Source organism: Prosthecobacter sp. (assembly GCF_044227185.1).
In the GTDB taxonomy this organism is placed as follows: Bacteria; Verrucomicrobiota; Verrucomicrobiia; order Verrucomicrobiales; family Verrucomicrobiaceae; genus Prosthecobacter.
The window spans coordinates 118,348-139,413 of sequence record NZ_JBGAFO010000004.1; the positions used below are offsets into that span (position 1 = coordinate 118,348).

Below are 21,066 nucleotides of genomic sequence, written 5' to 3' on the forward strand. Positions count from 1 at the left end.
AGTTTGCGGTTGTTGGCGATGGTTTGCAGTTGTTGGCAGTTGTTTTCAGAGGAGGTCGAAGAGGAGGGCTTCGGTGTCCTGGGTGGCGGTGAGGGTGAGGGTGCCGGGGTCGTCGGTGCTGACGGCATCGCCGGGATTGAGAGTCGTGGAGCCATTGACGGTCACCGTGCCTTTGATGAGCTGGAGCCAGGCACCGCGGCCGGTGCGGACTTCGTGGGTGGTGGATTTTCCAGCAGCAAGGCGCACGCGGTAGATGTCGGCGTCCTGATGGATGGTGGCGGAGCCGTCGCGGCCGTCGGAGGAGATGACGAGGACCTTCTCGGCGGTTTCATGCTCGGGCTTCGGGTGCCATTCGGTGTAGCTGGGTTTGAGGCCGTTTTGACGCGGACGAATCCAGATTTGGAGGAGGCTGCCGGGCTCGGTCCTGGAGGGGTTGAACTCGCTGTGGGTGACGCCGCTGCCGGCGCTCATGAGCTGGATCTGGCCGGGGAGGAGGGTGCGGCCGTTGCCCATGCTGTCCTTGTGCGCGAGAGCGCCGTAGAGGATGTAGCTGAAGATTTCCATGTCGCGATGCGGATGGGTGGGGAAACCCGCGCCGCCTTCGATCACGTCCTGATTGATGACACGAAGGCTGCGGAAGCCCATGTGCGCGGGATCGTAATAGTCGGCAAAGCTGAAGGTGTGGTAGCTGTCGAGCCAGCCGTGGCTGGCATGACCGCGTTCGTTGGAGAGGCGAAGTTTGAGTTTCATAACGAGAGTGTATTCGCGCAGCGGCGCAGATTCCTCCAATGCCACTTCGTTCAGAAGTTCATGCCTGGAGGTAATGAATGCAGCGACGCATGTGCCGAGCAGGGAGAGGGGGCGCGGAGGGCTGGATGCAGGCGGAGTGCTGCGGAATGAATTCCGCGCTCCTTCAGGAAAACCAGTCGATGACGCCGTCGGCGTTGAGGACGGCGAGCTGGGTGCCGGACCAGGCTGAGTAGCAGACGGCATCGGGCCTGCGGGTTTTGTCGGGAACCTGCAGCGGTGCGTTCTGGATGAGCTTTGTCTCGGGATAGGCGCTGTAAATGAGGCAGGCCTTGTCATCTCCCACAGCGATGCGGCCATCGTTGAGAAAACAGCCGTGAGGCGCACGGGCGCCGGACTGGCTGAAGAGCAGGATGGTCTCGAGCTCCTTGTTTTTGGCAGGAGAGATCAGAGTGACTTCGAGACCGGTCACGGCGAGAAAGGCGGCGGGCTGAACAGGCCTGGTGACGTGGAGTGCGAGAACTGCGGAGGGGAGCTCGGTCTGATTGATGACGCTGCCGTTTTTGATGCGCAGGAGATGCGTGCCAATGGTGATCAGCACATGCTCACCATGCACAGCCAGGCAGACGGTCGCGGTCAGTTCAGGCGGAGTCCAGCCAAGAGCGTGACTGCGCACCAGCCGCCCCTGATAAGAGTAAAAGCTGAGGTCGATGGTCTGGGTGGAGTTGCAGTGCAGGATCCAGACGCCGTCTGCCTGAGGCTGCACAGCGAGCACGTGGGGAGGCATCCAGCCGAGGCGATCGATAAGCAGGTCACGGGTGTTTGGACCGGAGCAGAAGTCTGCCAGGCTGGCCTGCCCGTAGCGGGCCACCTCGTCTTTCCTGGCAAATGGAAGCCAGGCGCCATCACCCGCCGGAGGAAGCACCGGAGCGAGGCCTGTGAGGTAAGCCCAGCCTGAGGCCGAGGTGAACGCGCCCACCATTTTGTCGTCTTTGCCCAAAGTCCAGACATCCTGGCGTGCGTTGTCATTCTGACCGATGGCGAGCCAGCGGCTGTCTGAGCTGATGAGACTCCGCCATGAGAGATTGCCTCTGGGAAGGCAGAGTGAGCCGCGGTGAGTGAGAGAGATGACGGCCTGCCTGGAAGAGGTGGCACGCGCGCCCTTCTGCTCCAGACGGCGGGCGCTTTCGCGCAGGCTGGCGAAGCGGAGGCTGTCGCGTTTCAGCAGGAGGTCGCTGGCGGCGAAGTGAGGGAGGCAGGCGAGGAGGGCCTCGTCTTTGCTGGTGCCGGCGGCCAGGGCCTCGCCAATGATGCTGGTGGCGACGCGAGCGAGGCGCTGGCGCACTTCGGGATCCGGCTGAGTTTGGTAGATGCCGCGCAAGGTCGTGGTCATCTGGACGCGGTCTGAGAGCTGACGCGCGGGATCCGCCAGGGAACGGCTGAGCGTGAGCGCGTCGCTGGTGGCGTCCATGCGCTGGAGGTATTCAAAGTGGCGCTCGAGGCACTGGGAGGCCTGGGAGGAATGAGGGTAGCCGCTGGCGAGCACGGAGATGGCGAGGCCGTGCTGATCGAGCTTTTCAAAGAGGATGCGGGCATCGTGCAGGCGGTCGCTGCTATTTTTGATGGCCTCCTGAAATGCGGCCACCGCCTCGCGTTCGCGGCCGATCTGGCGGAGGAGATCGCCACACTTTTCGTGCTGGCCGAGCTCGGCATAGAGCAGGACGGCATCCGCAATGAGGCCGCCGTCTTCGAGGCATTTGGCGGCGAGAGGTTTGTTGTTGAGCTTGGTGAGGTAGATGCGGGCGGCCTCCTGATGACGGCGGCCGCGCGCGAGCGCGCCTGCGGCGGAATGCCAGTCACCAAGCAGTTCAGCGAAGATGTAGGCGGCGCGGTCAAAGCGGCCCGCAGCGAGCTCGCGATTGGCGAGCTCCCGGTATTTTTGCTGGAGCTGCCACTGGGTCTGCTGCGAGAGGTCCCAGACATCGGCCGGACCGCCGCCGCGACGGGAGCCGAAGACGGGATTGCGCTCGCTGAGCCTGCCGCCGGGGGGAGCCTTGCCGCGTGAGGCATCGCCACTGCCACCAAAAGGGAGGGCATAGCGGAGGCCGAGCTCGGGATTGGTCTCCAGCAGCTTCATGAGGCGCTGCAACTCGTGCTCGCGCTGACGCTGGAGTTTTTCGAACTGGGCGGCCGTCCACTTGAGGATGCGATCCATGATGGGGATGCCGCGGATGTTGGGTTCCTGGCGCGAAGGGGGCGTGCCCTGGTTTGCCCCGGCTCCCTGGTTTGCAGCGCCGGCGGGCGGTTTGCCAGCGCCCAGCATTTTTGCGAGTCCGCCGAGGATGCCCAAAGCCCCCATGCCAGCGATGGCTGCCGCGCCGAAGAGTTTGTCGCCCAAGCGTTCGAGGAGCGGCGCCTTGTCCTGGAGGTCTTTGGGCGACTGGGTGCCGATGTCCTGCGCGGCATCGCCGAAGAGATCGAGCGGATCTTCAGGCAACGTGAGCATGACGCGGGTGAGGCGCGGCGGTGGTGAATGGCCCGGCAAGGCGCGGAGCCATGAGGTGCCGCGCGGGAGGGGCGGCACGATCAATGCGGCGGGGGTGATGGCGTCTGTCTCTTCAAAAGCGACGAGGCCCAAGGCGGGATGGAAGAAGTAAAACGCGAACGGCAGAAGACGCCGCGCCTCCTCCGCAGTGAGCGCGGGGTCCAGCCGCATGGAGGAAGGCAGGGCGACGATGCCGTGCTCCAGCGCACAGGGCATGACGCGGGGGCCGAAGGTGGGAGACTGGGTGGATGCCGGGACGACGAGCAGGCCGCCCGCTGCAGTTTCCTCGATGGAATTTGGCACGACGAAAAAGCGCGCGCCGGGATGCAGGGCCATTTCCTCCAGCCAGGCACCCACGTCCGAGCCCGGCAGGAAGCCAGCCCGGACCGGCTGCGAAGCAGCGGCGGGGATGAGGCGGAGCGGGAAGGTGCGCATGGGCGGTGATTAGAAAGTGGCAGCCGTGGTTTTGGGGTCCACCATGAGCAGCATAGGGGGAGCTTTGTCTGGCGCAGGGGCGCGGAAAAGTTTTCTTACCAATGGCAACACTTCAGACATCGAAGCGGGCCAGTCGCCTCCCAACAAATTTGATTCGCCAAATTTTTTCCCATTGGGAGTCCAGGCAACAGTGTGGCCTTTCACCAGCATGATGCTGATTTCGTGTGCTTCTTCACCGGAGTCACAGACATGCAGGTAACCGCGAGGATCAGCAACGATGCGACGGCCATCTGGAAAAAGAGCGATGCGCAGATTGCGATCCTGCCAACCCGGAGCTGACACTTCATTGAAAGGCTGGAAATGCGGCCTGGCCTTGTTCCATCCAACCCAGTTGAAGCCATTTGCATTCACATCGAGCATATAGATGTGATTCCCTTCCGTCAGTATCATCACTCTGCCCAGGCTATCCAAGGCCACGCCCTGGATGTCTGTGATGTAGCGGCGCGGCGAATCCTGCGGAAGCAGGTTTTTGGAAAGTTCGAGCGGCGTGCATGGCAAATCCTCGAAGCTGCCATTCTCATGAAACTTTGAGCCATCGAAGACAGGCCAGCCCCGAACAACCAAACGGGCAACCGTCCCGATCTTGGTGGCCTCCTCGAGGCATGAGTAAGCGTTAGAGCAGGTGTCCAGGTGCACCACCAGATAACCCGAATTGAAGCATGGAAAGAATATGTCTGAGCGACCGATCTCCACTGTGTACACGCCGAGGACCTCGCCTTGCTTGAGCGAGATGACTGCGAGTTCGACCAACGCCGCGCCTGGAGAGCGGAAGGCCAGAAAAGCTGTGTCCGGATCCGTCTTGTCCAAACCTGCATAGCAGAGTTCATCCGCGGGCTGCCACGGCAGTAACAACCTGCCGACCAATGGGTAGTATCTGGACCACCAGCAAACACATCCTGCCTTCGAAACACCGATGAGACCTTTTGCCAATTGATAGGTCCTGCCATTTGCTGGTGGTGCTGGATGACAGAGGGGCCAGATTTTTTGACGGTAGAATTGAGGCAGGCGACCGGCCTCGCTGATGAGAGCTGCGGGTGATGGCTTGGAAGTGCGGCCCGCAGCCCGAGGCTCGAAGAGGTCCTCGGCATCAATGCGGGCGTGAGCGATGAGACGTGCGCCGGCGAGGCTGTGGCGGGAGAGTTCCAGGTGGCCCTCGCGATCCACCAGAAGGGTGTGCAGGGGGACGCTGGTGGCGAGGTGGCGCCACACGGGCAGGTGGCAGAGTGTTTCCAAGGCCGCGGCGTGGGTGATGAGAAAGACTTCTTCGTTGGGCTGAAATGGAGAGAGCCCGGAGTCTGCCAGAGAGGCGAGAGCGGCACCGGGGTGCGGATGCGGCTGAAGACGCGCGAGCTGGGCGCGGACTTCTGGCACCGTGTCCAAGGTGACGGGGGTGAAACCGGCGGCCTCGAGCGTGAAGAGGGAGGCGATGGCGGTCTGCGCGCCGACTTTCTGCCGCTGGAGGGCGAGGGCGGAAGCGAGGGCGAAGAGGCGGGGCTTTCCCCACATGAAGATGCCGGTATCGATAAGAATGAGGCGGCGGGGCGGAGGCTCGGCGGGAGGGGATTCGCGGCGGAGGTAGAGGGCCTCCCCCTGCGCCAGACGCACGGCGAAGGTGAGATCGTCCCAGGCGAGCTCGGTCATGAGGAGGCGGGAGGGATCGCCACGATTGGTGATGTCCGAGACACCGCCGAGAGGGAGCTCCTCGCGCTGGGTGACGGCCTTGGGCACATGCAGCATGGCGCCGATGCGGCGCACGAGGCCGGCGATATGGGCGAGTTCCCCGCCTTCATGCTCCATCGCGCGGAGCAGGTCTGCGGGAGGCTCGGGAAGAGGCGTCTCATCAGGTTCTGGCAGAGGCAGCTCCGGTGCGCGTGAAAGCGGGCGGTCGATGCCGGTACGCAGGCGTTCCTCCAGGTGCTCGGGCGGACAGCGGGTGAAGGCTTTTTCAAGGATGCTGAGATCTCTGAGGAGGCGGGCCACGCCATTGAGCTCGGGCGAGCGCTGCTGGAAGACGTTGAGGAAAGGCGTCTGCACAAACTCGGAGAGTATGCTGAGCGAAATGACGGGCGTGATGTTGCGCGGCAGATTGATATCCACCTCCTCGAACAGGGTGCGCAGAAGGCGGCGGCGGGCGGGGCCGCTGGATCTCAAGTCGGCAGGCAGCGCGTGAATCTGATCCAGACCGACGCCGACTTTGGCCCACAGGGAAGCGATCGCCGGAGGGACGTCGTTGCCACCGGTGGTGCGCTCGGCCGCCGCCCGCTGGCTGAGGCAGGTGGCACGCTCGGCGGCCTCCCAGAGACGGACGCGGGTGGCGGCGGGATCGTAGCTCTCCGAAGCCGCGGCAGCCACGAGGAGGATGGAGCCCATGGGAGGAAGCCCCACCGGCACACAGGCCTCCAGGAGATCCACAAGCTCCTGACGAAAAACAACGAGAGCCTGGCTACCAGACCATACCATGCCCTGGTTTCCATCCGAGTCCTCCCATTCCCAGAGATGGCCCGCGGGGGCGCAGAAGTAGGCGAGTGTGGCGGGAGAATGCATGGGGTCAGTTCTCCGCAGAAGAAGGCTGGGCGCTGCCGGCCGCGGTGGCGCGCAGGGCGCCGCGGGTGAGCTCCACAAAAGCCTCCGCGGGCAGCCGCTCCGCACTGCCATCCTCGTGGAGAAGGGCGGTTTCGGTGGCGCCGAGTCTCATGCTGGAGGCCACGAGCGCGGGGGTGACGCCTTTGGGCAGGGACCAGCCCGCGGGAGTGGCGATGCGCCCCTCCACACACCATGGCGCTCCAGGCAAAGGAGGCAGAAGGGAGCCGATGACGCAGGCGCGGCCGTCGTCGGCGAGGGCGAAGCGAAGCGGCTGCAGGCGAACGGCCGGAGCTGTGAGGCCCCAGCGCGCGAGATCCTCAAACGGCAGCACCATGAGCGAGGGCGGACGAAACTGCGATGCAGGCACCAGTGTCCATGCCACGGGGGCGACATGCAGTGCAGGCAGCGCAGAAGCCGGAGGGCGCACACGGAGAAACTCCGCCAAGGGCTGCCATGGACCCTCGGGAAGGCGCGCGGTGGGCAGGGTGCGGCCCACGGGAGTGAGCCTTCCGAGGGAATCCACCGTGAAGCGGGTGAGAGCGGGCAGACGTGCCCAGTCTCCGCCGGCAGGGCCGCGCACCCAGACCTGCCCGCCTGCTTCACAGGCCTCGTGGCCCGGAAGCGTGCGCCAGCGGCCCAGCCAGGGGATGTCAGACGCGGCCAGCACGGCCACGCTCTGCCCGGCATGAGTGCTCATGCCTCCGCCCTCCGCCAGAGTGCCTCCACCTTTTCCTGCAGAGCCTCACGGGTCTCCGTCTGCCTGACCCAGGGGACGCGTGCGGCGAGAGCGGCGAGGCGATCCTTTGCAACGCCGGGCGCGAGATCTGCCCAGCCGTCTGCGAGGACTTCGAGATCGCGAGCGAGGCTTTCGGGATCAGGCGCGCTGCCGCCGTGGGCCTGGGGATGATCACCGCTGCCGGGTGCGTCTTTGTTGAGGGTCTCCTGCACCATGGCGGCGAGCATCTCGCGCTGCTCCTCGCGGTCCCAGATGCAGCGGAGCACCCAGAGGTCTGAGACACGGGCCTCCTGACGGCCGCACATGAGGGCGCTAGCCGCGATGACGCGCTGGAGCTTGACCGCACGGCGGTCTGAGACCTCCATGCCCGCGGCGCGGAGACGAGCGACGAGTTCCAGATAGGGGCTGCGGATCGGAGCGAGATCGACTGTGGGAAGGGCCTCCTGAAGAGTGCGGATGTCGTGCGCGGACAGGCCTGCGGAGGGAGGTGCGGTGCGACGTGATTTTTCCAACTCCCAGCCTGCCTCCAGGACGGCGGCGAGCTCTGACTCGGGCACGTAGCCGCAGTGGACGCGGAGGAGGAAGCGGTCGAACAACGCACGGAGGGCCTCTTCTTCAGGGAGGTGATTGCTGGCGCTGACGACGAGGAGCGCGGGGAGGCGGCGGGTCTCGCGACCGCGACGGAAGACGCGCTCATTGAGCACAAGGAGGAGGCTGTTGAGGATGGCGCTGTTGGCATTGAGCAGCTCATCGAGGAAGACGAAGTCCGCCTCCGGAAGCATGCCTTCAGTGTTGGTGACGAGATCGCCCTCGCGCAGGCGACGGATGTCGAAGGGGCCGAAGAGCTCGCCGGGCTCGGTGAAGCGGGTGAGGAGGTAGTCAAAGGCGCGGGCATCGAGACGGCGTGCCAGCTCATGCACGAGGGCGCTTTTTGCGGTACCGGGAGGGCCGTGAAGGAAGAGATTTTCACCGCCAGCGAGGGCGATGCCCATGACATCGATGATCTCCTCCTTGCCGACGAAGACGGCTTTCATGGGACGCAGAATTTGATCGGAGAGATGACGGGCGATTTCGAGAGCGGTCATGGAGCGGGGGTGGAAGAAGGAGAGGAATGGAGGGCGAGCTTTGCCGCAAGACGTGGAGCGAGCGAGAGGGCGTGTGCGCCGAGGGCATCTGCCACCGCGAGGCGGGTTGGTTCGTCATCGAGACGGGAGGCGTCCTGGCGCTCGATGACGCGGTCGATGTACAAGCGCCAGAGGCTTTCGTGCCGGCGGATGGCGGTGAGGTCTGGCGGCTGCGGGAGGGCGATGCCGACGGAGGAGAGCGGGAAGATTTTTGCAGCGGCTTCAATTCCCGAGACGAGAGGGTCGCTCTCGCTCATGGATTTGGCCATGGCATGCAGTTCGGGCAAATGACGGAGCGTGAGGTCCTGCGACATGACCTCGTCAGGCGAGGATGGCGCCAGGGGCAGGGCGGCGCAGATGCGGTGGACCTCCTCCTCTGGCATGGCGCGATCCACCAGGGCCTGGCAGAGGCGGTAGATGTAGTGGAGGGCGTTTACCGCGGATTCGGGGCGCCATTCCAGATGCACACGCAGGCCACCGGGAAGATCCTCGCAGGACTCATGGAACGCGCGGCTGAGGAGGGTGAAGGACTGGGCTGAGCCGTCTGCAGGGAGGGGATCCCTCGTCACACCTGCCTGACCCGAGGTGTGCAGGGCGGAGAAGAATTCAATAAGCGATACGGCAGCGGGCATGCAATGCCGCCTAAGAAAGAACTGGAATGAGCGGCTGACAAGTTTTCATGGGAGGCGATTTTGCGGGCGGCGAAGGATGCTATGCGGTGCGGCAGGTGACGCGGAACAGAGATGACGGCCTACGGAACACGCGGAACAAACGGAAGACCGGACTCACGGACTGAATGCTGATTTGCCTAGTTCTCCATTGTTAAGAGTCCAGGGGCAGGCGGAGCGTTCTTTGTTCCGCAGGAACAAAGCTACTTTGCTTCGCCCGGGTGGCAGCCTCAAGTAGATCAGTTCCTGTGGAACTGAGAAGTGGCACCGTCATGCCGGACGTGTGAGCGGTTCAAACAAGCGACTTGCTGGGCAGTGGGTTCCCTTTTTAACCGTGTAGAACTAGTTCGTATGAGGTGGGAGATTGGGAGCGCTGATCGACAGAGAAGGAGTGTCTGTCGTACTTCTTCCCTGGCGATCACTCGCGGCCTTTGACGACTTTTACCAAGGGACGGTAGCCGTATTCGTTGAGGAGGGCGATGGCGCCGCGGTCGCTGGAGTCACGGGCGACGTCTGACCAGGAGTTCAGGGCGTTGTAGATGCTTTCCATGGCGGCCTCGAGGGAGTCGGCGCGAGCGGCGGGGTCGTGGGATTTGTAGAGGGCCTCGATGGCGGACATGAAGTGGAAGGTGAACTCGAGGCGCTTGGCATTGTAGAGGGTGAAGCTGCGGGAGCCTTCGCGGGCGCGGGTGTTGGCGCGGTACATTTCGTTCATGGCCGTGGCGTAGAAGGTCTTGGCTTCGGTGAGCCAGTCGGGGAGGGCCTTCTTTGAGTGAAGATGACGCAGGAACATGTCTGGCGCGGGGACTCCGAGAGAGGGATCGTTTTCGGCGATGAGTTTGGCGGCTTTGTCGATGGCCTGGAAGCCGAGCCACATTCGCTCGGAGACGCCTTCGCCGCACATGGGCGTGACGAAATCGCTCAGGGCCTTTTCGCTGGCGAAATCGTTTCTGGGAAGGACGGAGGCGGGCACCGGATTCGCGGTGATGATTTCAAAGCCGAGCTTGTCGGCGTGCTCACGAAAGCGAGCGGTGATGGCGGCGACGTCGGGATTTTCGAAAAGGGCGGCACCGCGGAAAGCTTTGCGGCCGCCGGTGTCGCCATCGACACGGATGGGAGCGAAGGGGGCGACTTTTGCGGGGATGGCGATGGAGGTATACTTCAGGGTTTCGAGGCGCTTGAGAAGCTGCTCCAATTCCTCCTGCGTCCAGGATTCCTGGCCCATGGCATTGCCGGTGTAGCCATTCCACAGGCGTGTGCCATGCGGAGGCTGCGCGGTGATGATTTCGATGGTGTCCGAGGTGCTGGCCCCCTTCCCTGCCTCTGCGATAGCTAGTGCGGAGGTGGTGGCGGAGACGCAGAGGAGGCTTTCGCGGGTGCGAACGAAAAGGCGACCGTCGGCGATGGCGGGGGTGGCGATGATTTCCTCACCCATGTCATGCTTGCCGAGCACCTTGAGCTGCGGCGCGTCTTCGAGCTCGACAATGAAGCCGTTTTTGGCGGCGATGTACACTTTGCCATCGGCAGCGACGGGAGAGGCGAAGTAGTCGCCGAAGTTTCCGAGGCGGCTGCGATCCCAGAGTGTCTTGCCGTCCTTGGCATCGTAGCAACTGGACATGCCGCCGCTTTTGACGACGTAGATGCGGCCACCTGAGAAGAGCGGTGAGGAAAGGTTTGAGGGCGTCTTGGGATCGATGTTCCAAAGGACGTGGGTTTTGGTGACGTCGCCGGTGCCGCCGCCTTTGATGGCCTGGATGATGTTGCCACCGGCGGCCATGTTGTCCGGAGACTGGAAGGCGGTGTCGATCTCTTCGGGGCCGATGACTTTGTCGCCGTTTTTGTCGGAGGCGTCGAAGCGCTCGTGGAACTCCTTGGGGGTCTCTTCGCGGGAGAGGATTTTGTCCTGGTTGGTGTCGAGCCATTCGAGGAGGGCGTGCTTCAAAGTGCGGGTGGAGTCGCCGTAGCTCTGCACGGCGATGTAGATGACGCCGTCATGCACGACGGGGGAGGTCATGATGGTGCGGAGGAGGGTGTTGCAGGTCCACAGTTCCTTGCCCGTGGCAGGATCATAGCCTTTCAATTTGCCGCTGCCGGCGATGACGAGATCGGTGCGGCCATTGGCCTCGCAGAGGACAGGCAGCGCGTAGCCGGCGAGCATGTCTTTGCGCGGGGTCTTCCATTTTTCTTTGCCGGTTTTCGCATCGACGGCGACGACGAAGGGGGCGAGGTCGTCGTCCTGGCAGAAGATGACCATGCCATTGTAAACAATGGGTGAAGAGGCGGCGCCCCAGTCCATGAGGTAGGCTGGGCGCTGCATGGTGTGACGCCAGACTTCTTTGCCGGTGGTGAAGTCGAAGGCGAGGAGTCCGATGGTGCTGAAGTAAACGTAAATACGCTCGCCATCGGTGGCGGGCGTGGAGGAGGCGTGGCTGTTGGGCGGCGTGATGCGCGGGAGGGTGCCGGTGTCGAAATCGCTGCGCCAAAGCTGCCTGCCGGTGGTGGCGTCGAAGCTGAAGAGGGCGAGCTTTTGATCTCCCAGCATGGCGGTGGTGAAGACGCTGCCGCTTTTCACGATGGGCGAGGCGATGCCATCGCCAATCTTCGCCTTCCAGGCGATGTTTTTTTCGGCGGAGAAATCCTGCGGCAGATTTTGGGAGGAGGAGATGCCGGTGCCATTGGTGCCGCGGAACTGGGGCCAGTCCTCGGCGTGAAGGGTGGCGCAGAGGGACAGGGACAGCGCGGTGAGAAGGAGGAGGCGATGCATGGAGGGCGAGCGGTTAAAGGTGGTTAGCGGGGTGTTGAGAGGGCGCTGAGCGCAAGCGTGTGGCGGGGTGGCGTGCAGACGCTGCTGGGACCCGGGAGACTGTGGCGGAGGGCTGGGTTTGCTTTCCGGATGTGTGGGCGGCGAACCCAGGGCGGCGCTCGCTGAGGCTCGCTTGCCCTGGGCTGCGATAGGCCGCACCTTTGGTGCTTCTGAAGCGGGTGTTCACCGTATGCAGCTCGCCGTGCGGCAGACGCGGGCGTGTGGCGGGGTGGCGTGCGCAGGCCCGGGCTACGATAGGCCGCGTCTTTGGTGCTGAAAACGGGGGCGGAGGAGGCGCGAGGCTGCTTTGACCGAGTGCCGTTCATGCGATGCATCAGGGAGGCGGTCAGCCGAAGAGTTCGGTGAGGGGCTTGCCTTCGTCGAGGAGGTTGTAGGCGCGGCCGAGCTTGTCCTTGGCTTCGAGGTCCTGGATGCCCATGGCGTAGTAGACGGTCTTGGTGATGTCTTCGGGGCGGATGGGGCGGTCTTTGGGAAGCTCGGCGCGGGCGTCGGTCTCGCCGACGACCTGGCCGCCGCGGATACCAGCTCCTGCCATGAGCACGCTCATGCAGGCGGTCCAGTGGTCGCGGCCGGCGCCGAGGGTGCCGCCGGAGCGGCGGTCGCCGACTTTGGGCATGCGGCCCATCTCGCTGGTGACGAGGACGAGGGTTTCATCGAGCAGGCCGCGGGAGGACATGTCCTCCATGAAGGCGGAGAAGGCCTGGTCAAACTGCGGCAGCAGATATTTGCGCAGGCAGTTGAAGTTGTCGCCGTGGGTGTCCCAGCCGCCGGCGCTTTTGCATTGCTTGGCGGTGCTTTCGTCCTCTTTCCAGAAGACGGTGACGAAGGGGACGCCGGCCTCGACGAGGCGGCGGGCCATGAGGAGGCTGGTGCCGTTGATGGTGTTGCCGTAGCGTTCGCGCAGTTTGGCGGATTCGGATTTGATGTCGAAGGCGTTGGTGGCGCTGCTGGAGGAGAGAAGCTGAAAGGCGCGCTCCTGCTGCATCACGTAGTTTTGAATCGCGGCCTCGTGATCCAGCTCGCGGCGCGCCTGGTTCATCGCGTTCAGCAGCGCGTGGCGGTCCTGCATGCGCTCCGCTGTCATGCTGCCGGACATGGAGATGGTGGGCGCATTAAATTTCAGCGGCTCCTCGAAGCTGCCGTTGAGATAGAAGGGGTCGTGCTCCATGCCGATGCGACCGGCGAACTGGCCGGGGCGGGTGAAGGGCAGCTTGCTGGGCTTGTGCGGCAGGGAGATGATCTGCGGGAGCGTGGGATGCTGCGGGCGCTTCATGCCGACGACGCTGCCCATGTAGGGCCAGTCATCGGGATAGGGGCGGCGGTCATTGCCCTGCTGTTTGAAGGTGATGTCCGGCACATGGCCGGTGAGATTGTAATAATAACCGGCGTGATGGTCGCCGGTGGCCTGGCCACCATCGGTAATGCCGTGGACGAGGGCAAAGTTGTGCGCCTGTTTGGCGAGGAGCGGCAGGTGCTCGCAGAGGCGGATGTCCGCGCCGGTGGTGCGGATGGGCTTGAACTCGCCGCGAAACTCCAGCGGGGCCTCGGGCTTCATGTCCCACATGTCGATGTGAGAGGCGCCGCCGCAGAGGAAGAAGAGCACGGTGGATTTGGCTGGTTTCGCCAGCGTCGCCGCAGGTGCACCGGGGCCGGTGGAAGCTTTCACACCCGGGCCGAAACGCAGCGACGCGAGGCCCAGCGTCGAGGCCGTGAGAAAGGCCCGGCGATCCATCGAAGGACGAAAGAGGGGAGTATCCATGGGAGGAGAGCAAGCCACGTACGTTCATTGATGCGCCCGGCTTGCTGATGCGCGGACGATTTGCGCACATTGCCGGACTGTGGTCTGATCCGGGGTGGAATTTCACCAGCTACGTTACTTCATCGCCGCGGCGGAGGATTTGAGCATTTCGAGTGCGGCCAAGCGGCTGCATGTGACGCAGCCCGCGCTGAGCCGGCAGATCGCGGTGCTGGAGGCGGAGCTGGGGGTGGCGTTGTTTGACCGCATCCGCAAACGCATCCACCTCACGGATGCGGGGCGCTTTTTTCTGCCTAAGGCGCGGCAGATTGTGTGTGATGCGGAGACGGGCGCGCAGCAGTTGCGCGAGCAGTTTGGCAAGGCCAGGCGCACGCTGCGGCTGGGCTTTCTGGCGCCGTTTCTGGATGACCTGGTGGTGCCGGCGGTGAGGGAGTTCCGGCAGCGGCACCCGAAGGCGCAGGTAAGCCTGTTTGAGCTGCCGCCGCGCGCGCAACTGGACCGCCTGCGCAATCATGAGCTGGATGCGGCGATCCTGGGCAACATTTCAGAAAATGACCGCGCGTTTTTCACCACGCGCACGCTGTCGCGCCACAAGATGGCGGCGCTGCTGCCAGAAGATCATGCACTGGCAAAGAAGAAGGTGATCAAGCTGAGCGCGCTGAAGGACGAGCGCTGGGTGTCGCTTTCAGATGCTTCCTTTCCGGGACGGCGGGAGTTTCTGCGCGCGATCTGCCAGCAGGCGGGGTTTGATCCGCAGATCGTGAGCGAGGTGGATTCGCTCTCGATGATGCTGGGAATGGTGACGACGATCAGCGGTGTGGCGCTGATCCCGGAGCATGCGAGCAAGATGCCGCATGGAGGCTGTGTGTTTGTGCCGCTGGCGGCGCCGGTGCCGACCACAGAGCTGCTGCTGGTGCTGCCAAAGCAGGAGGCGAGCAAGGAGCTGACGACGCTGACGAGCTTGATCGCGGAGCTGGCGGGGAAGATCGCGAAGGGGTGACCGGACCAACCGCACTCGGAGAGTGCGGACCACTTCGCGGGCTTGTTACGCGGAGCGGCGTGGGCGAAGGACGAACTACTCCCCGAACTCGTGCGCGAGTTCGGTGGGGGCGCGGAAGAGGGGGAGATCGGCCAGGATGTTCTGGCTGCGCATGAGGGTCTCGCCGATGAGGAGGGAGTCGGCGCCGGCGGCGGCGAGGCGGGCGGCATCGGCCGGGGTCTTGATGCCGCTTTCAGCCACGAGGACGATGTCGTCGGGGATTTCCTCGGCGAGATCTTCGGTGGTGGCGAGATCGACGGTGAAGGACTTCAGATTGCGGTTGTTCACGCCGATGATGCGGGCATCCGTGGCGAGGGCGCGCTCGAGTTCGGGGAGGTTGTGGACTTCCACCAGCGCATCGAGCTGGAAGGTCTGAGCGACTTCGAGGAGGTGCTCGAGGGTGGGCTGGTCGAGAGCGGCGACGATGAGGAGGATGGCGTCCGCACCGGCGACGACGGCTTCGAAGATCTGCGCCTCGTGAATGATGAAGTCTTTGCGCAGGCAGGGGATGTCGAGCTGCTCGCGAATGAGAGAGAGGTATTCGAGGCGGCCCTGGAAGTACTTTTCATCCGTGAGGACGGAGATGGCGCTGGCGCCGGCCTTTTCATAGCCGCGGGCGATGGCGAGGGGATCGAAATCCGCGGCGATGGTGCCGGCGGAGGGGGAGGCGCGCTTGACCTCGGCGATGATGCTCAGGCGGGTGGGGTCGGCGCGAAGGGCGTCATAGAAGGAGCGCACATCATTGCGCAGGGCGGCGGCGGCGCGGAGCTTTTCAGCGCGGGGCAGCAGGCGTTGCAGTTCGGTGTGCTTGTGGGCGATGATTTCGTCCAGCTTGTTCATAGGGGGGCGCACGGTGGCGGCGGGATGGCAATGTGCAACCATCTCCTGAAGGCAAAATACGCCTGCATGGGCTCCTTGACGTCCTATGGGATGCGGGCTCTTTCTACAAGGAATGCCCGAAGCGCCCATCACCCCCGCCGCCGTGATCGAACTGCTCACCGCCGAACATATTCTCGAACCCCAGGAACCCCTCGCACCGGACACCGATTTGTTTTCCATGGGGCTGGACTCCATGGCGATGATGCAGCTTCTGCTGCAGATTGAGGAGCGCTTCCGGCTGACGATCAACCCGGCGGAGATGACGCGGGACCGCTTTGCCACGGCCCGGGCGCTGGCGGGCTTTCTGGGGGAAAAACGCCGACTAGCCGCCTGATGCCGACGCTGCCCGCCACCTCGGTCGATTTTTTTCTCGCGGGGCTCGAGTGCTTCATGCGCCGGAACGGGCAAGGGACCCACTGGGGAGTGACGGTGGTGAGGCTGGAGGGCCGGCCGGATGCCGCGGTGCTGAAGCGGGCCTGGGAGGAGATCCATGCGCGGCACCCGATGCTGGGGGCGCGGCTGAAGCGCCGGTGGCGCGGCTGGCAGTGGGTGTGGGAAACGCGGGGGCCGATCGCCGCACCGGAGATCCGCTGGCACCCGGCGCAGGCACAGCCCCCGGGTGCGGAGGTGATTCATGAAAGGCTGCAGGGCCAAAGCGGCAGCGGCGCGCTGACCACGCCGCTGTGGATGGAGGTTTTCCCCTGGGGAAAGGAGGGCGGGCATGTGCTGCTGCTGACGTGGCGGCACGCGCTGCTGGACGGCAGCGGGGTCAACCTGCTGCTGGAAAAGCTGGCGGCGGGAGGCTGCGAGACGGACCCGCCCACCCCCACCGTGCCCAAACGGGAAAGCCTGGCGCGGGTTTACCGGCGGGCCAAACCGCTGACGGACAGGCTGCATGCGATGACTGCCGCGGGATGCCTCTCGGCCTGGATGAAGGGGATGCCCACGGGCGGAGCGCCGGAATACCGGGTGATCGAGCTTTCCGCCGAGGAATCGGCAAAGGCCCAGGCGCGGCTGCGCGGGCTGTGCGGGGACTTCATGCAGATGCCGTTTTATGCGGCGGTGGCGGCGCGCGGACTGCGCCTGCTGCATGAGCGGCGCGGATGGGAGAGCCCGGAGATCCACCTGCACCTGCCCATCCAACTGCGGGGGAGGAGCCGGGACCTGATCTTTGGCAACCACATGGGGGCCATGCCGCTGTTTCTAAATGCCGGGGCGCTGGGCACGGTGGAGGAGGCGGTGGCGCATCTGCTGGAGCAGTACCGGGAGGCCACCCGGCAGGGGATGGCCCAGGCCTCCGAGGCGCTGACCACCCTGGCGGCGCAACTGCCGCTGAGGACCTTCATCCCCATGGTGCGGATGACGAACATGGGGCAGATCTGCAGCCTGTTTCACTCCCATACCGGCTCCTTCCTGCCGGGCCGCAGGGAGCTGGCCGGCGCGAGGGTGGAAAACATCTTCACCATCCCCAGCGTGAGTGCGCCGCCGGGGCTGGGCATTTTTGTCTCAGACTTTGCCGGACGGATCACGGTGACCCTGGCGTGGCGGGGCGGGTGCATGTCCACTGCGGAGGCGCAGGCGGTGGAGAAGAGGATCCGGGCTGATCTGGCCGGAGAGGCGGAGGAATGACCGCCATGAATTCAGGAAAAAGTGCCAGGGAACCGCGACATGGACAGGCAGGCTGCCGTTGCTTCCGTCAGGACCTGGCGGGGTTCGCAAGCTGAACATCCGCGGCCCCTGACGCAGGTGATCTAGCCGCGAGAATCACCAGATACAAGCAGGATTGCAGACTGCGGGCAAAATGCGCGAAAATTGGTGTTGTGAAAACCGGGCGTTTCCGGTAAAAATTGAGCCTTAATATCTCAAATTCGCTCTCGTATGGTCTGGAAAATTCTCTCTGCACTCTCCGCCGTCTGCCTCGGCACCGCCTGCTATTTTGCGTGGTCCAATCAGAAACTTCTCTCTGAGGAGCGCAAGCGTGAAACCCAGGCCCAGGCGAACCTGACCATGCTTAAAGAGCACATCGTCAAAGCGAATGACGCGAAAAAGAGCCACGAGACCCAGCTGGCCATGGCCAAACAGGAGCTCGAAGCGACCAAGACCGCCCAGGTGGAGACCGTGGCGAAAGTGCAGACGGCCGAGCAGGAACTGGCCGCGGTGAAGCTGAACCTGGAACAGACCACCAAGGTGGTGAACCAGGCGCAGAAGCAGATCGACGAGGCGGGCGACATCAAGGCCCTCATCGCGCAGATCGAAGCGATCAAAAAGGAGCGTTCCGAAGCGGAAGCAGCGCTGGCCAACCAGAACCAGCATCTGGCCGCCGCGCAGGAAAAAGTGACGAACCTCACCAATGCGGCGAAGGAAGCCGAAGAGCGTGAAGCCCGCGGCCGCCGCGGCATTGTCGATGACAATTTCACCGCCAAAGTGGCGCATGCCTACACCGACTGGGGCTTTGTGGTGCTGAACAAGGGCAATGGCGGCGGCGTGTTTGCCAATGCCGACCTGGAAGTGAAGCGCGGCAAGGAAGTGGTGGCCAAGCTCAAGGTGCGTGACGTGGAGCAAAACTCCTCCGTGGCGGATCTGGTGAAGGGCAGCCTCGCGGAAGGCGAGCACATCCGTCAGGGCGACCTGGTGGTGGCCGCCGCCGAGCAGAGCGCCAAGGCCGCCCTGCCCAAGACGCCCGCCCCTGGAGGCCCTGTAGCCGGGGGTGCAGCCACACCGCCTGCGGGCGGAACTCCTCCGGCCGCTGGTGCACCCGCCGCCATGGGATCTGATCCGTTTGGCGCTCCCGCCCCGGCGCCTGCTCCCGCCACGCCCGCGATGGGCAGCGACCCCTTTGGTGCTCCGGCCCCTGCCGCGCCTGCGGGCACACCGCCGGCAGCCACCACGCCTGCGATGGGAGCCGATCCGTTTGGCACCCCTCCTGCCACACCGCCCGCTGGTGGCGCGACTCCACCTGCTGGGGGAGCCACCCCGCCGAGCACTGCGGACCCCTTTGGCACCGCTCCTCCGGCCAAATGATCGTGATTCCAGCCAGCCGTTTCACCGCCTGATTTCTTTTTCCAGCCCCTTCCTCTCATGACCAAAGTTCTTTTCATCCTCAGTGCCGTGGTGATTCTTGTCGCCAGCTTCTTCGCCTATCAAAACGGGCGTGAGTTTGCCGATGTCCGCAACAAGATCGCCCGCACCAACGCTGACATCGTGAGCGAGAAGAAGATCGAGGACGTGCTGCTGCGTCCGGGCACGGGGGACGTGCCGAAGCTGGTGGCTGAAATCAAAACCGTGCAGGGAGAGCAGGACATCGAAGGCGAAAAGCTCAAGGCGCAGAAGACCAAGCTCGCCCAGACCGAGAGCGACGTGACCCGCACTCAGGAGGAGTTTGCAGCGAAAGAGAAAAAGAGGATGGAGCTGGAAGCCCTCCTGAAGGAACTGCCCCAGGGCATGAAGCCGGAATCTCTGGCGGAGGACATGCAGAAGCTGAAGAAGGAAAAGCTGGACTTTGAAGGGCAGGCGGAGGCCAAGAAGAAGGAAGTGGCCGCCGAGGAGGAGAAGGTTGCCGGCATTCAGAAGCGCCTGGACGAAGTGATGCACAAGATCGAAGACCGCCGGAAGAATTTCGAGCGCAACAGCCTGGCTTCACGCGTGATCGCCGTGAACTACGACTGGGGTTTTGTGATCATTGACGCCGGCAAGTCAACAGGCCTCACGCAGGACACGAAGATGATCGTGACGCGTGGTGCGCAGACGGTGGGCAAAATCAGCGTGATGTCCGTGGAAAACAAGAACTCCATGGCCGCCATCGTGCCGGACGCCGTGGTGAACGGCCAGGTGATCATGCCGGGAGACCGCGTGATCCTGGAAAACTTGGTGCAGAACTGATCCGGATGGTGCATAGAAGGGCCCACACCCTCTCATGAAGACACGACGCCTGATCAGCCTTCTGCTTTTGACCGTCACGACTGCATGCTCCCTCTCCTCCTGTGCTTCGGATGAGCCGAAGCGCAAGAAAGTGGTGGGGCCGGACGGCAGCCAGTACAGCCATCTTCCCTGGAACCGCCCGCGGTCCTGGGAAGGCAATGCCCGCTATGGTGGCATGGTGCCCGGCAGCCGCTAAGCAAGCCATCCGACTGGCTTAAGCGGGCTGAACGCCACTCAGAGATTGCTGTGGCTCAGAGGGAGCTTCTCCATCTGGTTTCACGCAGCGCGGAGACGCCGTTGCGGCCTGCTCCCTGAGGTTCACGTGCCTGCCACCCGCTGGAAGCAGTGGTCAGCGTGTTGAAAAGGAGCCTTTGAGGCAGCCCGCAGTGGTGACGTTTGAGGAGCTCCGATGCAGCTATGTTTTCACGTCTGCAGAGCCTCACGCGCTCGGCACGGCTCCCGTCTTTCCCTTTCCATGTCCCAAGGACGGCGCACCTTTCTGAGCGCCTGCGCCGCCATAGACCCGGAATCACGGACCCGGCGCAGCGGTTCCCTACCAGCCTTGGTGCGTCGCGACGGGCGGGTAGGGATGCGCTGTGTGCGGCCCTGTATAGCGATTCGCGAAACTGATTTCCGGCCAGAGAGGCTGTCGTTGCTTGGTCATCTTGGGCTTCGGCGGCGGCGGGCTGAGGACAGCCACGCCCTACCTGCGCTGGGCCTGCGCATGCCCGGCGCAGGTAGGGCGCTTGGTCCTCCAAGCGCCGTCGAACGTCGCCAGACACTCGCTTGCCGGAAATCGTTTTGGAAAACGCTATAATCCTCGTCCCAGCGCGGGCTGCCGCCTTATCGCGATCCCCCTTCCTAAAAATTCCCAGCTCCCGGCTTCCACATGTGGGTCTTGCCGGAAGACGTGTATAGCGTCTTCCAAAACGGATTTCCCGTCAGCGGCGCTTGGGGACGTTCGACGGAGGCTGGAGGACCAGCCTCCCCACCTCGCTGCAGGCATGCGAGTGCCCGGCGCAGGTGGGGCTGGCTGTCCTCAGCCAGCCGCCGTCGAAGCCCATGATCCGCGATCAAGAAACAGCCCGCTAAACGGAAATGAGTTTTGCGAACCGCTATATCACCGCCAACCGATCAGGAACCAAATATGCGCCGTGATGCAGTCGTGAGTGCTGAGGCGTGACACCGGAAACAGACCCGTCTTCAACGGATCATGGCAGGATTCCTTTTGGTGTCTGCGACCTGCTGCGGGATCAGAGGTCCCGGAGGCCCGCGCTCCACGGCCTGAATGCGCAGCGGTCATTGCCGGGTTTCCAAACTTAGGACACCGGCTCCAGCAGCGCCTCGCCATCGGCGGATTTGACGACGCGGTAGAAGCAGGTGGGGCGCTTGGTGTGGCAGCAGCCGCCGCCGTGCTGTTTCACACGCAGGACGAGGGCATCCTGGTCGCAGTCGGTGCGGATGTCGATGATTTCCTGGAACTCGCCGCTGGTGGCGCCCTTGTGCCAGAGCTGGTTGCGGCTGCGGCTCCAGTAAACGGCCTGGCCGAGCTCAAGGGTCATCTTGAGGGACTGCTCGTTCATGTAGGCGAGCATGAGGGGAGCGCCGGTCTCCGCGTCCATGGCCATCGCGGGAATGAGGCCGTGCTCATCGAACTTCGGGGCGAAGAGCATGCCTTCTTCGATGGCGTGCTTCGACTCACGGGGGGCGAAGGAGATGGGCGGGGAGGCGGACATGGGCGGAGCACATGCT

16 protein-coding genes and 1 other RNA gene are annotated in these 21,066 nt (G+C 63.9%); 6 read left to right on the top strand and 11 right to left on the bottom strand.

Features of this window, described 5'->3' with window-relative positions:
• Positions 1-45: 45 nt before the first annotated feature.
• The 8 genes from ACILSQ_RS11065 to ACILSQ_RS11100 form a co-directional block, all read right to left on the bottom strand.
• The gene (locus ACILSQ_RS11065; protein WP_395743686.1) at positions 46-750 is read right to left on the bottom strand and encodes a pirin family protein; all 705 of its coding nucleotides are present in this window, start codon (positions 748-750) and stop codon (positions 46-48) included.
• 163 nt (positions 751-913) lie between these two features.
• Positions 914-3,727 carry a hypothetical protein gene (locus ACILSQ_RS11070; protein ID WP_395743687.1) on the bottom strand — a complete coding sequence of 938 codons (2,814 nt, stop codon included), beginning with the start codon at positions 3,725-3,727 and terminating at the stop codon, positions 914-916.
• A gap of 9 nt (positions 3,728-3,736) precedes the next feature.
• Positions 3,737-6,331, bottom strand: a complete 2,595-nt coding sequence (locus ACILSQ_RS11075; RefSeq protein ID WP_395743688.1) for a hypothetical protein — start codon at positions 6,329-6,331, stop codon at positions 3,737-3,739.
• A 4-nt stretch (positions 6,332-6,335) separates the two neighbouring features.
• Positions 6,336-7,067 carry a hypothetical protein gene (locus tag ACILSQ_RS11080; RefSeq protein WP_395743689.1) on the bottom strand — a complete coding sequence of 244 codons (732 nt, stop codon included), beginning with the start codon at positions 7,065-7,067 and terminating at the stop codon, positions 6,336-6,338.
• Positions 7,064-8,191 carry an AAA family ATPase gene (locus tag ACILSQ_RS11085; protein WP_395743690.1) on the bottom strand — a complete coding sequence of 376 codons (1,128 nt, stop codon included), beginning with the start codon at positions 8,189-8,191 and terminating at the stop codon, positions 7,064-7,066. The genes ACILSQ_RS11080 and ACILSQ_RS11085 overlap by 4 nt, the downstream gene beginning before the upstream one ends.
• The gene (locus ACILSQ_RS11090; RefSeq protein ID WP_395743691.1) at positions 8,188-8,862 is read right to left on the bottom strand and encodes a hypothetical protein; all 675 of its coding nucleotides are present in this window, start codon (positions 8,860-8,862) and stop codon (positions 8,188-8,190) included. Before ACILSQ_RS11090 ends, ACILSQ_RS11085 begins: the two co-directional genes overlap by 4 nt.
• Before the next feature lie 454 nt (positions 8,863-9,316).
• On the bottom strand, positions 9,317-11,662 hold the full coding sequence (locus ACILSQ_RS11095) for a PQQ-binding-like beta-propeller repeat protein (RefSeq protein WP_395743692.1): 2,346 nt from the start codon (positions 11,660-11,662) through the stop codon (positions 9,317-9,319).
• A 385-nt stretch (positions 11,663-12,047) separates the two neighbouring features.
• Positions 12,048-13,481: a DUF1501 domain-containing protein gene (locus tag ACILSQ_RS11100; protein ID WP_395743693.1), complete on the bottom strand. Its 1,434-nt coding sequence runs from the start codon at positions 13,479-13,481 to the stop codon at positions 12,048-12,050.
• Positions 13,482-13,575: 94 nt separating this feature from the next.
• On the opposite strand from ACILSQ_RS11100, the gene ACILSQ_RS11105 reads away from it, so the two are divergent.
• Positions 13,576-14,478 (top strand): LysR substrate-binding domain-containing protein, encoded by a 903-nt coding sequence (locus tag ACILSQ_RS11105; protein ID WP_395743694.1) that lies wholly within the window; start codon positions 13,576-13,578, stop codon positions 14,476-14,478.
• A gap of 75 nt (positions 14,479-14,553) precedes the next feature.
• Here ACILSQ_RS11105 and trpC read toward each other — a convergent pair whose 3' ends face one another.
• Positions 14,554-15,357: an indole-3-glycerol phosphate synthase TrpC gene (trpC, locus tag ACILSQ_RS11110; protein WP_395743695.1), complete on the bottom strand. Its 804-nt coding sequence runs from the start codon at positions 15,355-15,357 to the stop codon at positions 14,554-14,556.
• A 112-nt stretch (positions 15,358-15,469) separates the two neighbouring features.
• Between trpC and ACILSQ_RS11115 the strand changes: the two genes are divergently transcribed.
• On the top strand, positions 15,470-15,730 hold the full coding sequence (locus ACILSQ_RS11115; protein WP_395743696.1) for a phosphopantetheine-binding protein: 261 nt from the start codon (positions 15,470-15,472) through the stop codon (positions 15,728-15,730).
• Positions 15,730-17,025 carry a hypothetical protein gene (locus tag ACILSQ_RS11120; RefSeq protein WP_395743697.1) on the top strand — a complete coding sequence of 432 codons (1,296 nt, stop codon included), beginning with the start codon at positions 15,730-15,732 and terminating at the stop codon, positions 17,023-17,025. Before ACILSQ_RS11115 ends, ACILSQ_RS11120 begins: the two co-directional genes overlap by 1 nt.
• Before the next feature lie 19 nt (positions 17,026-17,044).
• On the opposite strand, the gene ffs is transcribed toward ACILSQ_RS11120, so the two are convergent.
• An RNA gene (gene ffs, locus ACILSQ_RS11125) (signal recognition particle sRNA small type) lies at positions 17,045-17,139 on the bottom strand.
• 135 nt (positions 17,140-17,274) lie between these two features.
• On the opposite strand from ffs, the gene ACILSQ_RS11130 reads away from it, so the two are divergent.
• From ACILSQ_RS11130 to ACILSQ_RS11140, 3 genes are read left to right on the top strand one after another with little or no spacing between them, the layout of a single operon-like run.
• Entirely contained in the window at positions 17,275-18,417 is a 1,143-nt protein-coding gene (locus ACILSQ_RS11130) for a hypothetical protein (protein ID WP_395743698.1), read from the top strand.
• 57 nt (positions 18,418-18,474) lie between these two features.
• Positions 18,475-19,275 (top strand): hypothetical protein, encoded by an 801-nt coding sequence (locus tag ACILSQ_RS11135; protein ID WP_395743699.1) that lies wholly within the window; start codon positions 18,475-18,477, stop codon positions 19,273-19,275.
• A 34-nt stretch (positions 19,276-19,309) separates the two neighbouring features.
• On the top strand, positions 19,310-19,510 hold the full coding sequence (locus ACILSQ_RS11140) for a hypothetical protein (RefSeq protein ID WP_395743700.1): 201 nt from the start codon (positions 19,310-19,312) through the stop codon (positions 19,508-19,510).
• Positions 19,511-20,633: 1,123 nt separating this feature from the next.
• Here the strand turns inward: ACILSQ_RS11140 and hisI are convergent.
• Positions 20,634-21,050 carry a phosphoribosyl-AMP cyclohydrolase gene (gene hisI, locus ACILSQ_RS11145; RefSeq protein WP_395743701.1) on the bottom strand — a complete coding sequence of 139 codons (417 nt, stop codon included), beginning with the start codon at positions 21,048-21,050 and terminating at the stop codon, positions 20,634-20,636.
• Positions 21,051-21,066 lie beyond the last annotated feature (16 nt).